Annotated in this window: 11 protein-coding genes, 4 tRNA genes and 1 rRNA gene; 15 read left to right on the top strand and 1 reads right to left on the bottom strand. The window is 52.3% G+C overall.

The genetic code is table 11. The annotated features are described in order from the left end of the window. The first annotated feature begins 26 nt into the window (after positions 1-26). The 3 genes from rrf to birA all read left to right on the top strand — a co-directional run bounded on the left by rrf (position 27) and on the right by birA (position 2,285). Positions 27-142: ribosomal RNA gene (gene rrf, locus OJ965_RS19865) — 5S ribosomal RNA — on the top strand. Between the two features lie 149 nt (positions 143-291). Then, positions 292-1,329: a UDP-N-acetylmuramate dehydrogenase gene (gene murB / locus OJ965_RS19860; protein WP_265137570.1), complete on the top strand. Its 1,038-nt coding sequence runs from the start codon at positions 292-294 to the stop codon at positions 1,327-1,329. Beyond that, the gene (birA, locus tag OJ965_RS19855; protein ID WP_046100986.1) at positions 1,326-2,285 is read left to right on the top strand and encodes a bifunctional biotin--[acetyl-CoA-carboxylase] ligase/biotin operon repressor BirA; all 960 of its coding nucleotides are present in this window, start codon (positions 1,326-1,328) and stop codon (positions 2,283-2,285) included. The genes murB and birA overlap by 4 nt, the downstream gene beginning before the upstream one ends. A gap of 43 nt (positions 2,286-2,328) precedes the next feature. Here birA and coaA read toward each other — a convergent pair whose 3' ends face one another. Continuing rightward, entirely contained in the window at positions 2,329-3,276 is a 948-nt protein-coding gene (coaA, locus tag OJ965_RS19850) for a type I pantothenate kinase (protein ID WP_009092666.1), read from the bottom strand. Between the two features lie 740 nt (positions 3,277-4,016). Here coaA and OJ965_RS19845 point away from each other — a divergent pair. From OJ965_RS19845 to rpoB, 12 genes are all read left to right on the top strand, one after another. Next, positions 4,017-4,092: transfer RNA gene (locus OJ965_RS19845), tRNA-Thr, on the top strand. An 8-nt stretch (positions 4,093-4,100) separates the two neighbouring features. Beyond that, positions 4,101-4,185 (top strand) — tRNA-Tyr (locus tag OJ965_RS19840). A 188-nt stretch (positions 4,186-4,373) separates the two neighbouring features. Further along, positions 4,374-4,448, top strand: a tRNA-Gly gene (locus tag OJ965_RS19835). A gap of 5 nt (positions 4,449-4,453) precedes the next feature. After that, positions 4,454-4,529, top strand: a tRNA-Thr gene (locus tag OJ965_RS19830). A 108-nt stretch (positions 4,530-4,637) separates the two neighbouring features. Next, the gene (gene tuf, locus OJ965_RS19825; RefSeq protein WP_167429651.1) at positions 4,638-5,822 is read left to right on the top strand and encodes an elongation factor Tu; all 1,185 of its coding nucleotides are present in this window, start codon (positions 4,638-4,640) and stop codon (positions 5,820-5,822) included. A gap of 229 nt (positions 5,823-6,051) precedes the next feature. Next, positions 6,052-6,435 carry a preprotein translocase subunit SecE gene (gene secE, locus OJ965_RS19820; RefSeq protein ID WP_008927141.1) on the top strand — a complete coding sequence of 128 codons (384 nt, stop codon included), beginning with the start codon at positions 6,052-6,054 and terminating at the stop codon, positions 6,433-6,435. A 1-nt stretch (position 6,436) separates the two neighbouring features. Then, positions 6,437-6,982 (top strand): transcription termination/antitermination protein NusG, encoded by a 546-nt coding sequence (gene nusG / locus OJ965_RS19815; protein ID WP_003848088.1) that lies wholly within the window; start codon positions 6,437-6,439, stop codon positions 6,980-6,982. 148 nt (positions 6,983-7,130) lie between these two features. Next, positions 7,131-7,559, top strand: a complete 429-nt coding sequence (rplK, locus tag OJ965_RS19810; protein WP_006121495.1) for a 50S ribosomal protein L11 — start codon at positions 7,131-7,133, stop codon at positions 7,557-7,559. A 3-nt stretch (positions 7,560-7,562) separates the two neighbouring features. Next, positions 7,563-8,267, top strand: coding sequence for a 50S ribosomal protein L1 (rplA, locus tag OJ965_RS19805; RefSeq protein WP_009092662.1), 705 nt, complete (start codon positions 7,563-7,565; stop codon positions 8,265-8,267). A gap of 366 nt (positions 8,268-8,633) precedes the next feature. Beyond that, a complete protein-coding gene (gene rplJ, locus OJ965_RS19800; RefSeq protein ID WP_003848098.1) occupies positions 8,634-9,131 on the top strand; it encodes a 50S ribosomal protein L10 in 498 nt (165 codons plus the stop codon). Positions 9,132-9,196: 65 nt separating this feature from the next. Next, positions 9,197-9,559, top strand: coding sequence for a 50S ribosomal protein L7/L12 (rplL, locus tag OJ965_RS19795; protein ID WP_009092660.1), 363 nt, complete (start codon positions 9,197-9,199; stop codon positions 9,557-9,559). A 329-nt stretch (positions 9,560-9,888) separates the two neighbouring features. Then, positions 9,889-13,917: a DNA-directed RNA polymerase subunit beta gene (gene rpoB, locus OJ965_RS19790; protein WP_046100987.1), complete on the top strand. Its 4,029-nt coding sequence runs from the start codon at positions 9,889-9,891 to the stop codon at positions 13,915-13,917. Positions 13,918-14,046: the final 129 nt, after the last annotated feature.

Here is a 14,046-nt window from a genome sequence, read left to right as displayed (position 1 = left end):
CTGTGGCGGCGCGGAAAACAGATTTGCCTGGCGGCTTTAGCGCGGTGGTCCCACCTGACCCCATGCCGAACTCAGAAGTGAAACGCCGTAGCGCCGATGGTAGTGTGGGGCCTCCCCATGCGAGAGTAGGGAACTGCCAGGCATTATACAAGTGAAGAAGCCCCGCACTGACGTGCGGGGCTTTTTTACGTCTGCCGATCGTGAAAAACCGCCTTCGGACCCCGAAAACTGCCTGAGAACACATCTCCGATACGGTAAACTACGGCCAGATAACTCAGTTAAGGCCGTCAAATGTCCAGCCAGCATCCCTCCTTAAAAGCCGACAATACACTTGGGCTTGCAGTACACACACAAAAACGCATCGTCGCTGAGACGCCTGCCGCCATTCTGGCTGCATGGCAGGCCAGCCAGCAGGATCAAACGCCTTTCCTTGTGCTCGGTGAAGGCAGCAATGTCCTCTTTCTGGATGATTTTGCCGGAACCGTGGTACTGAACCGCATTAAAGGCATCACCATTCAGGATGAATATGAGAGCTGGAAACTGCATGTCGGAGCCGGTGAGAACTGGCATGAGCTGGTCAAAAGTACCCTGGAAAAAGGGATCGCCGGACTGGAAAATCTGGCGCTGATCCCGGGCATGACCGGCTCGGCACCGATTCAGAATATTGGTGCTTACGGCGTGGAGTTAAAAGATGTCTGCGAATATGTGGATGTGCTTAATCTGCACAGTGGCGAAACAGAACGTCTGGATCGTGAAGCCTGTGAGTTTGGCTATCGCGACAGCATTTTCAAACACCGCTATCAGTCAGGCTATGTCATCGTCGCAGTCGGACTATGCCTGCCTAAGCAATGGCAGCCTGTCCTGACCTATGGCGATCTGAAAACACTGAATCCGGCCATCGCCAGTGCCTGGGATGTCTATCACGCTGTGTGTCAGATGCGTCAGAGTAAGTTACCGGATCCGAAAGTCACCGGAAATGTCGGCAGCTTTTTTAAAAATCCGGTGGTGACGCAGGCGCAGTGCAGCGCTCTGCTGGCCCGGTTCCCCGCCATGCCGCACTATCTGATGCCAGAGGGTGAAACGAAGCTGGCAGCAGGCTGGCTTATCGATCAGTGCCAGCTTAAAGGCTATCGCATCGGGGGCGCAGCCGTTCATCAGCAGCAGGCTCTGGTGCTGATCAATGCTGACAATGCCCTGCCTGCCGACATCGTGGCGCTGGCCAGAGCGGTACGCGCCCGGGTAGGGGAGAGGTTTGATGTCTGGCTTGAACCTGAAGTCCGGTTTATTCAGGCACAGGGTGAATGCAATGCCGTCGAGGTGATCGCATGAAAGACCACAATGTCCCGTTAAAGCTGGTCGATATTTTGTCTGACGGTGAGTTTCACTCTGGCGAGCAGCTGGGTGAGACGCTGGGAATGAGCCGGGCTGCCATCAACAAGCATATCCAGACACTGAAAAGCTGGGGACTTGATGTCTATACCGTCACCGGTAAAGGCTACAGTCTGCCTGCGCCAATCCAGCTACTGGATGAGCAGGCGATTCTCGCGCAGGTTGAGCAGGGCAATGTCTCGGTGATACCGGTGATTGACTCAACGAATCAGTACCTGCTGGAGCGCATGCATGACATGCCATCTGGTGCTGCCTGTATTGCTGAATATCAGCAGGCGGGGCGGGGTCGCCGGGGCCGTCAGTGGTTCTCTCCATTTGGCGCTAACCTCTATATGTCGATGTACTGGCGCCTGGAACAGGGCCCCGCAGCGGCGATGGGCCTCAGCCTGGTCATTGGTATCATCATGGCGGAGACATTACGCTCACTGGGCGCAGATGAGGTCAGGGTAAAATGGCCGAATGACATCTATCTCAACGATCGCAAACTGGCGGGTATCCTGGTTGAACTGACCGGGAAAACGGGCGATGCTGCGCAGATTGTGATCGGTGCAGGTATTAATCTGGCAATGCGAACCGCTGATGCCTCCCAGATTAATCAGGGCTGGATTAACCTGCAGGAAGCCGGAGTCACGGTGAATCGCAATGAGCTGGCAGCTCGTCTGATCAATCGTCTGCGCGAGGCACTGCCACTCTTTGAGCAGGAGGGATTAGCGCCCTTTGTGGCACGCTGGGCCGCGCTGGACAACTTCATCAACCGGCCTGTTAAGTTGCTCATCGGTGAACGCGAAGTGCACGGTATTGCGCGCGGTGTTGACAGCCAGGGGGGGCTGTTACTGGAACAGGATGGCGAAATAAAGGCATGGGTTGGCGGAGAGATATCGTTACGTCCTGTCTGAATAAAAAAAGCCTGCATGAATGCAGGCTTTTTTATCACTGGCGTTATTTACGCAGACGGACTTTATCAACAGCGTGATCGCCGCTTTTCGTCATAATCAGGCTGGCTCTCTCTCGTGTCGGCAGAATATTTTCCTGCAGATTAAGCCAGTTAATCTCTTTCCACAGGTTACCCGCTATCTCAACGGCTTCCGCCTCGGAGAGCTGGGCATAGTGATGGAAGTAGGAGTCGGGGTCGGTAAAGGCACCCTGGCGGAATTTCAGGAAGCGATTGATGTACCAGCTTTGCAGAAGATCTTCTTCTGCATCGACATAGATTGAGAAATCGACGAAGTCAGAAACAAAGACGTGATGGGGGTCATGGGGATAGTCCATACCGCTCTGTAAGACGTTGAGCCCCTCAAGAATCACAATATCCGGCTGCTGTATGACTTTGTCGCCATCAGGGATAACGTCGTAAATCAGATGCGAATAGACCGGAGCGGTAACCTGACTGGCACCTGACTTTAAATCTGAGACGAAATTGACCAGCCGGTGCATATCGTAGGATTGCGGGAATCCTTTCTTCTTCATTAAGCCACGCTCTTTGAGCACGGCATTAGGATGCAGGAAGCCATCCGTGGTGATTAATTCCACCTTGCGATGTTCAGGCCAGCGGCTGAGCAATGCCTGCAATACACGTGCTGTCGTGCTTTTACCGACGGCAACGCTACCCGCAATACTGATGATGTAAGGGATCTTCTGCCCATTGGTGCCCAGAAACTGCTCCAGTACAGCCTGCCGACGCACATTTGAACTGATATAGAAATTAAGCAGGCGCGAAAGAGGCAGGTAAATTTCTGCCACCTCTTCCAGAGAGAGGTCCTCGTTGATGCCTTTCAGCTGCGCAATCTCTTCCTCTGATAGCGTCATAGGAACGGAATCACGTAATGCCGCCCACTGCTCACGAGTGAATTCTAAGTAAGGCGTTGTCAGGGGAGTCGTTTTATCCATAAGCATGCATCTGACCGCAAATTCATTGCTATCACCGGTGTGTTATCCGATAAGCAGGACAACGCAGGTGATTTGAATCACGAATCGCTGGTTTATCAGTGAGAACAATGGGCTGGAGGGTATCACCAGTATGGCTTTTAACAGAAGTAAAAAGATAACTGTGATCTCGCTTTCGTCGGTATAGCCACAAAATGCGCCATTACCCAAGCCATTAACGACTTTATAACAGTCAATGAGCCTGTAAAGCCGTTACAGGCTTCTTCCCGCCCATAGTGCGTAACACACTTGTTACCTGTCCCGGTGCCAGTGCCACGCATTAAGACCTGTAAGGAAGCGAATGCGATATCCCCTCAATAAGCACACCATCCGGACCCTTCTGCCGGGTGCTGTTGAAGAAAAGGGATATTGCCTGCAGGAAATAACGGCCTGTGAGCTTAGCCTCTAACCCAAAATCATCCTGACGTGACGAAAAAAGCGTCAGTCAGCGCATGGGCGGGATCTTTTTTCAGGAATAAGCGAAATAACCGGCGTAAGAACGCTGGGGGCAGGCATCGTAAAAAGAGGGGCAGGGGGTGAGTGGAGCCAGAGTAAAGTCGAGAAAAAAGGGCCTAGCTGGACAAATATTCCGCAGAAAACCACTAAATTGCGATGATTTGCACAAATAGTAAGCGATAGAAAAAAATATGCGATTTTTTAGTTGCATCCGAACGCCGACCTTCCTAGAATGCGCGTCACTTGATGCCGGCTTAGCTCAGTTGGTAGAGCAACTGACTTGTAATCAGTAGGTCACCAGTTCGATTCCGGTAGCCGGCACCAATCAAGTAGGTGGGATTCCCGAGCGGCCAAAGGGAGCAGACTGTAAATCTGCCGTCACAGACTTCGAAGGTTCGAATCCTTCTCCCACCACCATCCCGACCTCGCGGTTGGGTTCAGATAAACGGCCTGTTTATCTGTCAGGTGAGTCACTTCTCACCCTGAATTCAGACTGAGCGTTAGCGAAGTCAACGTCGGTCAGCTTCGCTGACGGACAGTAGGTAGCAGAGGCATTCTCTGTTATCTGCAAGCTACAGAAAGAACAGGTAGCCGAGTTCCAGGATGCGGGCATCGTATAATGGCTATTACCTCAGCCTTCCAAGCTGATGATGCGGGTTCGATTCCCGCTGCCCGCTCCAGATGTGCTGATATGGCTCAGTTGGTAGAGCGCACCCTTGGTAAGGGTGAGGTCCCCAGTTCGACTCTGGGTATCAGCACCACTTCCTTTAATCTCCCTCCTGATTTTCTCTGTAACTTCCTTGCAGTCAGGCATTGCCTGGTTAATGTGATGATATCATTGATATATCCGTGTCTTAGAGGGACTAGCGATGGCTAAAGAGCAATTTCAACGTAACAAACTGCACGTAAACGTGGGCACCATCGGTCACGTTGACCACGGTAAAACCACCCTGACTGCAGCAATCACTACCGTACTGGCTAAAACCAACGGCGGCCAGGCGCGTGCATTCGACCAGATCGACAGCACCCCTGAAGAAAAAGCCCGCGGTATTACCATCAACACCGCACACGTTGAGTATGAGACTGCTTCACGTCACTACGCTCACGTTGACTGCCCAGGCCACGCCGACTATGTGAAAAACATGATCACCGGTGCTGCGCAGATGGACGGCGCGATCCTGGTTGTTGCTGCGACTGATGGCCCGATGCCACAGACCCGTGAGCACATCCTGCTGGGTCGTCAGGTTGGCGTTCCTTACATCATCGTGTTCCTGAACAAGTGTGACATGGTTGATGATGAAGAGCTGCTGGAACTGGTTGAGATGGAAGTACGTGACCTGCTGTCACAGTACGACTTCCCAGGCGACGACACTCCAATCGTTCGTGGTTCTGCTCTGAAAGCGCTGGAAGGCGAAGCTGAGTGGGAAGCGAAAATCATCGAGCTGGCTGAGCACCTGGACAACTACATCCCGGATCCGGTTCGTGCGATCGACATGCCGTTCCTGCTGCCAATCGAAGACGTATTCTCAATCTCTGGCCGTGGTACCGTTGTTACCGGTCGTGTTGAGCGCGGCATCGTTAAAGTCGGCGACGAAGTTGAAATCGTAGGTATCAAAGATACTGCGAAATCAACCTGTACCGGTGTTGAGATGTTCCGTAAGCTGCTGGACCAGGGTCAGGCAGGCGAAAACTGTGGTGTTCTGCTGCGCGGTATCAAGCGTGAAGACATCCAGCGTGGTCAGGTTCTGGCTAAGCCAGGCACCATCAAGCCACACACCCAGTTCGAGTCAGAAGTTTACGTTCTGTCTAAAGACGAAGGTGGCCGCCATACTCCGTTCTTCAAGGGCTACCGTCCACAGTTCTACTTCCGTACCACTGACGTGACCGGTTCAGTAGAGCTGCCAGAAGGCGTTGAAATGGTAATGCCAGGCGACAACATCAAAATGGTTGTTACCCTGATCCACCCAATCGCAATGGACGAAGGTCTGCGCTTCGCAATCCGCGAAGGTGGCCGTACCGTTGGCGCGGGTGTTGTTGCTAAAGTTATCGCATAATTACCGATAACGTTTGACGCAATGCACACGGAAAGGGCATCATTTGATGCCCTTTTTGCACGCTGTTTCATAGAACCTGGCTCATCAGTGATTTTCGATCATAATCATTGCTGAGACAGGCTCTGTCATGCGGCGTTGGATACCGAGTTACGCCCCAAAAGCTCATTCGGTTTGGACGCCTCGCACTGCGGGGCAGAATAGTTTCTGAATTATTGTGGCAGGTTGGTTTATGAGTGCGAATACCGAAGCTCAAGGGAGCGGGCGTGGCCTGGAAGCGGTAAAGTGGGTAGTAGTCGTATTACTGCTGCTTGCAGCGATTGTAGGTAACTACCTCTATCGTGATGTGTCACTGCCACTGCGTGCGTTAGCCGTAGTTGTACTGATCGCAGCGGCTGGCGGCATTGCGCTTTTAACGACCAAAGGCAAAGCGACCGTGGCTTTTGCTCGTGAAGCAAGAACAGAAATGCGTAAGGTTATCTGGCCAACCCGCCAGGAAACGCTGCACACCACGTTAATCGTTGCCGCGGTTACCGCCGTGATGTCACTGATTTTGTGGGGGCTGGATGGTATTCTGGTCCGTCTGGTATCGTTTATCACTGGCCTGAGGTTCTGAGATGTCTGAAGCTCCAAAGAAACGCTGGTACGTCGTACAGGCGTTTTCCGGTTTTGAAGGCCGCGTAGCACAGTCGCTGCGCGAGCATATCAAATTGCACAACATGGAAGAGCTGTTTGGCGACGTCATGGTTCCGACTGAAGAAGTCGTTGAAATTCGTGGTGGCCAGCGTCGTAAGAGCGAGCGCAAGTTTTTCCCGGGATATGTACTGGTTCAGATGGTGATGAATGACGCCAGCTGGCACCTGGTGCGCAGCGTCCCGCGCGTGATGGGTTTCATCGGCGGCACATCTGACCGTCCGGCACCTATCAGCGATAAAGAAGTTGATGCGATCATGAACCGTCTGCAGCAGGTCGGCGACAAGCCTCGTCCGAAAACGCTGTTTGAACCAGGCGAAATGGTTCGCGTTAACGACGGTCCGTTTGCTGACTTTAACGGTGTGGTTGAGGATGTGGATTACGAGAAGAGCCGCCTGACGGTTTCTGTCTCCATCTTCGGACGTGCAACACCGGTTGAACTCGACTTCGGTCAGGTGGAGAAAGGTTAACCTCTTTCCGCTCACAATTTAGCTGTTGCAGCAGGCGCGAAATTTAACTACAATTTCGCGCCTTTTGTTTTTATGCGCTGGCAACGGCGTATAAATCGTTATCACGGGGAGCCTTTTAAAGGCGCTATAACCCAATTGAGGAAATATCATGGCTAAGAAAGTCCAAGCCTACGTCAAGCTGCAGGTTGCAGCTGGTATGGCGAACCCAAGTCCACCGGTTGGTCCAGCTCTGGGTCAGCAGGGTGTTAACATCATGGAATTCTGCAAAGCGTTCAACGCGAAGACCGAATCTCTGGAAAAAGGTCTGCCGACTCCTGTTGTTATCACTGTATACAGCGACCGTTCATTTACCTTTATCACCAAAACCCCTCCGGCTGCCGTACTGCTGAAAAAAGCAGCGGGCATCAAGTCTGGTTCTGGTAAGCCGAACAAAGATAAAGTCGGTAAAGTGACCCGTGCTCAGGTACGTGAAATCGCAGAAACCAAAGCTGCGGACATGACTGGTTCTGACGTTGAAGCGATGACTCGCTCAATCGAAGGTACTGCTCGTTCCATGGGCCTGGTAGTAGAGGACTAAGAAATGGCTAAGCTGACCAAGCGCATGACCGTAATTCGCGACAAAGTTGACGCGACCAAGCAGTATGACATTGCTGAAGCTGTTGCTCTGCTGAAAGAACTGGCGACTGCCAAGTTCGTTGAAAGCGTTGACGTTGCTGTCAACCTCGGCATCGATGCACGTAAATCTGATCAGAACGTACGCGGCGCGACCGTTCTGCCACACGGTACTGGTCGTTCAGTACGTGTTGCTGTCTTCACCCAGGGCGCAAACGCTGAAGCGGCAAAAGCTGCTGGCGCAGAGCTGGTTGGTATGGAAGACCTGGCTGAGCAGATCAAGAAAGGCGAAATGAATTTTGACGTTGTTATTGCTTCTCCGGATGCAATGCGCGTTGTTGGCCAGCTGGGCCAGATTCTGGGTCCACGCGGCCTGATGCCAAACCCGAAAGTCGGTACTGTAACCCCTAACGTTGCTGAAGCGGTTAAGAACGCTAAAGCAGGTCAGGTTCGTTATCGTAACGACAAAAACGGCATCATCCACACTACCATCGGTAAAGTGGACTTTGACGCTGACAAACTGAAAGAAAACCTGGAATCTCTGCTGGTTGCGCTGAAAAAAGCGAAACCATCTCAGGCGAAAGGCGTGTACATCAAGAAAGTCAGCCTTTCAACCACCATGGGCGCCGGCGTTGCCGTTGACCAGGCTGGTCTGAACGCAACAGCAAACTAATTGCTGCTTGAAACGGGCGAAAAATTCACCTAGAATCTTACGCCCGTTGTTCTGTTATTAGCAGAACAGGACACCAGAGAGTCAGATGCGACAGCGGCGTTTAACGCCTTTCCCTCTGATTCTGCTGCGTCACACAGAATTTAGGTTGGAGCCAGGCCTTATCCTGGCCTCCGTCCAAGACCGCAGGAGCTGTCTATCTCCGGATAGTCCGCTTAATACCCTGCGTAGACGGTGACAGAACCAAAAGAATTTTTTCTTAGCTGGATTCTGCTCACCGTGTTCGAGCGCTTATTTCCCCTTTTGGGTGAGTAAGTGAAGTGAGTTCCGGGGAAATCCTTTCCCGGTCAAATCCAGGAGCAAAAGCTAATGGCATTAAATCTTCAAGACAAACAAGCAATTGTTGCTGAAGTCAGCGAAGTAGCCAAAGGTGCGCTTTCAGCGGTTGTTGCGGATTCCCGTGGCGTTACCGTTGATAAAATGACCGAACTGCGTAAAGCAGGTCGTGAAGCTGGCGTTTACATGCGTGTTGTTCGTAACACCCTGCTGCGCCGCGTCGTTGAAGGAACTCAGTTTGAGTGCCTGAAAGACACGTTTGTTGGTCCGACCCTGATTGCATATTCTATGGAACACCCGGGCGCTGCTGCTCGTCTGTTCAAAGATTTCGCGAAAGCGAATGCAAAATTTGAGGTCAAAGCTGCAGCCTTTGAAGGTGAGCTGATCACGGCGGCCAATATTGACCGTCTGGCAACTCTGCCGACCTACGAAGAAGCACTGGCACGTCTGATGTCGACCATGAAAGAAGCCGCTGCCGGCAAACTGGTCCGCACTCTGGCTGCTGTACGCGATGCAAAAGAAGCGGCTTAAGGCCCTTTTCTTTTCTTCGTACCTGCTTACGTATAAACTTTTTCTGATTCTTAGGAACAATTGTCATGTCTATCACTAAAGACCAAATTCTGGAAGCTGTTGCAGCGATGTCCGTAATGGAAGTTGTTGAGCTGGTTTCTGCTATGGAAGAAAAATTCGGCGTTTCTGCTGCTGCTGCTGTAGCTGTTGCTGCGGGCCCGGCTGAAGCTGTTGAAGAAAAAACTGAATTCGACGTCGTACTGAAAGCTGTTGGCGCGAACAAAGTAGCAGTCATCAAAGCCGTACGTACTGCAACTGGTCTGGGCCTGAAAGAAGCCAAAGACCTGGTTGAAGCAACTGGCGTAATCAAAGAAGGCATCAGCAAAGATGACGCAGCTGCACTTGAAGCTGCTCTGAAAGAAGCTGGCGCTGAAGTTGAAGTTAAGTAAGACAACCTTCGGGTTGCAGTCTGAGTAGTTTCAGACTGATGGCTGGTGACTTTTTGGTCACCAGCCTTTTTGCGCTACAGGGTCTCAATGGGGTTTCACACTGTTTGTCCATTGCTACTCTTCAATATCTTTCTCTATCGACGACTTAATATACCGCTTTCCTGTGCGGGTTCCCTGCCTTCACAAAAGCGATGAAATGATTTAAGCGTGATAGAAAGAGGTATTGCACTGCTGCCGCGCAGCCAGTGAATCAAACAAAATCGTGTTGCATGAACTGTCCTGTCAGGACGGACAGCGTGGGTCGACTTGTCAGCTAGCTGAGGAACCCTATGGTTTACTCCTATACCGAGAAAAAACGTATTCGTAAGGATTTTGGTAAACGTCCACAAGTACTGGACATACCTTATCTCCTTTCCATCCAGCTCGACTCGTTCCAGAAGTTTATCGAGCAAGATCCAGAAGGTCAGTACGGGCTGGAAGCTGCATTCCGCTCTGTATTCCCTATTGCGAGCTACAGCGGCAACTCTGAGTTGCAGTATGTGAGCTATCGCCTGGGCGAACCTGTCTTTGACGTGAAAGAGTGTCAGATCCGTGGCGTGACCTATTCGGCACCGCTGCGCGTGAAACTGCGTCTGGTGATCTATGAGCGCGAAGCGCCAGAAGGCACCGTAAAAGACATTAAAGAACAAGAAGTCTACATGGGCGAAATTCCGCTCATGACCGACAACGGTACCTTTGTTATTAACGGTACCGAGCGCGTTATCGTTTCTCAGCTGCACCGTAGTCCTGGCGTGTTCTTTGATAGCGATAAGGGTAAAACCCACTCTTCGGGTAAAGTGCTTTATAACGCACGTATCATCCCTTACCGCGGTTCATGGCTCGACTTTGAGTTTGACCCGAAAGATAACCTGTTTGTCCGTATTGACCGTCGTCGTAAGCTGCCGGCCACTATCATCCTGCGTGCGTTGCAGTTCACAACACCTCAGATCCTCGATCTCTTCTTTGAGAAAGTGGTGTTTGAAATTCGCGACAACAAGCTGCAGATGGAGCTGGTGCCTGAGCGCCTGCGCGGTGAAACCGCGACCTTCGATATCGAAGCGAACGGCACCGTCTACGTCGAAAAAGGTCGCCGCATTACTGCGCGTCATATTCGTCAGCTGGAAAAAGATGGCATTCAGCACATCGAAGTTCCGGTTGAATATATCGCGGGCAAAGTGGTTGCTAAAGACTACATCGATGAGAGCACCGGTGAGCTGATTGTTGCAGCGAACATGGAGCTGTCACTGGATCTGCTGGCCAAACTGAGCCAGTCGGGTCACAAACGCATCGAAACGCTGTTCACCAACGATCTGGACCACGGTCCATATATGTCTGAGACCCTGCGTGTTGACCCAACCAGCGATCGCCTGAGCGCACTGGTTGAGATCTACCGCATGATGCGTCCTGGTGAGCCGCCAACGCGTGAAGCTGCAGAGAACCTGTTCGAGAACCTGTTCTTCTCTGAAGATCGTTACGATCTCTCTGCCGTCGGCCGCATGAAGTTCAACCGTTCACTGCTGCGTGATGAAATCGAAGGTTCAGGTATCCTGAGCAAAGAAGACATCATCGAAGTGATGAAAAAACTGATCGACATCCGTAACGGTAAAGGCGAAGTGGACGATATCGACCACCTCGGCAACCGTCGTATTCGTTCAGTCGGTGAAATGGCTGAGAACCAGTTCCGTGTCGGCCTGGTGCGTGTTGAGCGTGCGGTTAAAGAGCGTCTCTCTCTGGGCGACCTCGATACGCTGATGCCACAGGACATGATCAACGCGAAGCCGATTTCGGCTGCGGTGAAAGAGTTCTTCGGTTCAAGCCAGCTTTCACAGTTTATGGATCAGAACAACCCGCTGTCAGAGATTACGCACAAACGTCGTATCTCTGCACTTGGCCCGGGTGGTTTGACGCGTGAGCGTGCCGGCTTCGAAGTGCGTGACGTACACCCAACGCACTACGGTCGTGTCTGCCCAATCGAAACCCCTGAAGGTCCGAACATCGGTCTGATCAACTCCTTGTCTGTTTATGCACAGACCAACGAGTATGGTTTCCTTGAGACGCCTTATCGTCGTGTTATCGACGGTCTGGTTTCTGACGAGATCCACTACCTCTCTGCTATTGAAGAGGGTAACTACGTTATCGCTCAGGCGAACGCCCCGCTCGATGAAAACGGCGCGTTTGTTGATGACCTGGTCACCTGCCGTAGCAAAGGCGAATCGAGTCTGTTCAGCCGCGATCAGGTTGACTACATGGACGTTTCCACCCAGCAGGTGGTTTCTGTCGGTGCATCCCTGATCCCGTTCCTGGAACACGATGACGCCAACCGTGCTCTGATGGGTGCGAACATGCAACGTCAGGCCGTTCCGACTCTGCGTGCAGATAAGCCGCTGGTTGGTACCGGTATGGAACGTGCTGTTGCCGTTGACTCCGGTGTTACTGCCGTCGCCAAACGTGGTGGTACCGTTCAGTATGTTGATGCATCACGTATCGTTATCAAAGTTAACGAAGATGAGATGTACGCGGGCGAAGCCGGTATCGACATCTATAACCTGACCAAATATACCCGTTCAAACCAGAACACCTGCATCAACCAGATGCCATGTGTCTCTCTGGGTGAGCCGGTTGAGCGCGGTGACGTGCTGGCAGATGGCCCGTCCACCGATCTGGGTGAACTCGCGCTGGGCCAGAACATGCGTGTCGCGTTCATGCCGTGGAACGGTTACAACTTCGAAGACTCCATCCTGGTCTCCGAGCGCGTGGTTCAGGAAGATCGCTTTACCACCATCCACATCCAGGAACTGGCTTGCGTGTCGCGTGACACCAAACTGGGGCCGGAAGAGATTACCGCTGATATCCCGAACGTGGGTGAAGCTGCACTCTCTAAACTGGATGAGTCAGGCATCGTCTACATCGGTGCTGAAGTGACCGGTGGTGACATTCTGGTTGGTAAGGTTACCCCGAAAGGTGAAACCCAGCTGACGCCAGAAGAGAAGCTGCTGCGTGCGATCTTCGGTGAAAAAGCCTCTGACGTAAAAGATTCATCACTGCGCGTGCCGAATGGCGTGTCAGGTACCGTGATCGACGTTCAGGTCTTTACCCGCGATGGCGTGGAAAAAGACAAACGTGCGCTCGAAATCGAAGAGATGCAGCTGAAGCAGGCTAAGAAAGACCTGTCTGAAGAGCTGCAGATCCTGGAAGCGGGCCTGTTCAGCCGTATCCAGAGCGTCCTGATCGCAGGTGGCGTTGAAGCTGACAAGCTGGACAAGCTGCCGCGCGAGCGCTGGCTGGAGCTGGGTCTGACTGATGAAGCCAGACAAAATCAGCTGGAGCAGCTGGCAGAGCAGTACGACGAACTGAAGCACGAGTTTGAGAAAAAACTCGAAGGCAAGCGCCGTAAGATCACCCAGGGCGACGATCTGGCACCGGGCGTGCTGAAAATCGTTAAGGTTTATCTGGCCGTTAAACGTCAGATCCAGCCTGGTGATAAGATGGCAGGTCGTCACGGTAACAAAGGTGTTATCTCTAAGATCAACCCAATCGAAGACATGCCTTACGATGAGAACGGTACGCCGGTCGACATCGTACTGAACCCGCTGGGCGTACCATCGCGTATGAACATCGGTCAGATCCTTGAGACACACCTGGGGATGGCAGCGAAGGGCATTGGTGAGAAAATCAACGCCATGCTGAAGAAGCAGGAAGAAGTCGCGAAACTGCGCGAATTCATCCAGCGTGCCTATGACCTGGGAAGCGATCTGCGTCAGAAAGTTGACCTGAACACCTTCTCCGACGACGAAGTGCTGCGCCTGGCAGAGAACCTGAAAAAAGGTATGCCAATCGCAACGCCGGTGTTTGATGGCGCGAAAGAGAGCGAAATCAAAGAGCTGTTACAGCTCGGCGGTCTGCCTTCTTCCGGTCAGATTACCCTGTTTGACGGCCGCACCGGTGAACAGTTCGAACGTCAGGTAACCGTTGGCTACATGTACATGCTGAAACTTAACCACCTGGTTGATGACAAGATGCATGCACGTTCTACCGGTTCCTACAGCCTGGTTACTCAGCAGCCGCTGGGTGGTAAGGCGCAGTTCGGTGGTCAGCGCTTTGGTGAGATGGAAGTATGGGCACTGGAAGCATACGGTGCCGCGTATACCCTGCAGGAAATGCTTACCGTTAAGTCTGATGACGTCAACGGCCGTACCAAGATGTATAAAAACATCGTTGACGGCAACCATCAGATGGAACCGGGCATGCCGGAATCCTTCAACGTACTGTTGAAAGAGATTCGCTCGCTGGGTATCAACATCGAGCTGGAAGACGAGTAACCCCCATTTCAGGCTGTGGTTCGCCGCCGCCTGAAAGCGCAGGGTTTAAGCGCTCGCAATTGTACTGGTTACGGGGCGTTCAATTTCGGTTGGACGCCCCCTGAGTCTCACTCCGACGGGAGCTAATCC

The organism is Pantoea anthophila, from assembly GCF_026104315.1.
GTDB lineage: Bacteria > Pseudomonadota > Gammaproteobacteria > Enterobacterales > Enterobacteriaceae > Pantoea > Pantoea anthophila.
This window is presented reverse-complemented; position numbering and strand designations above follow the sequence as displayed.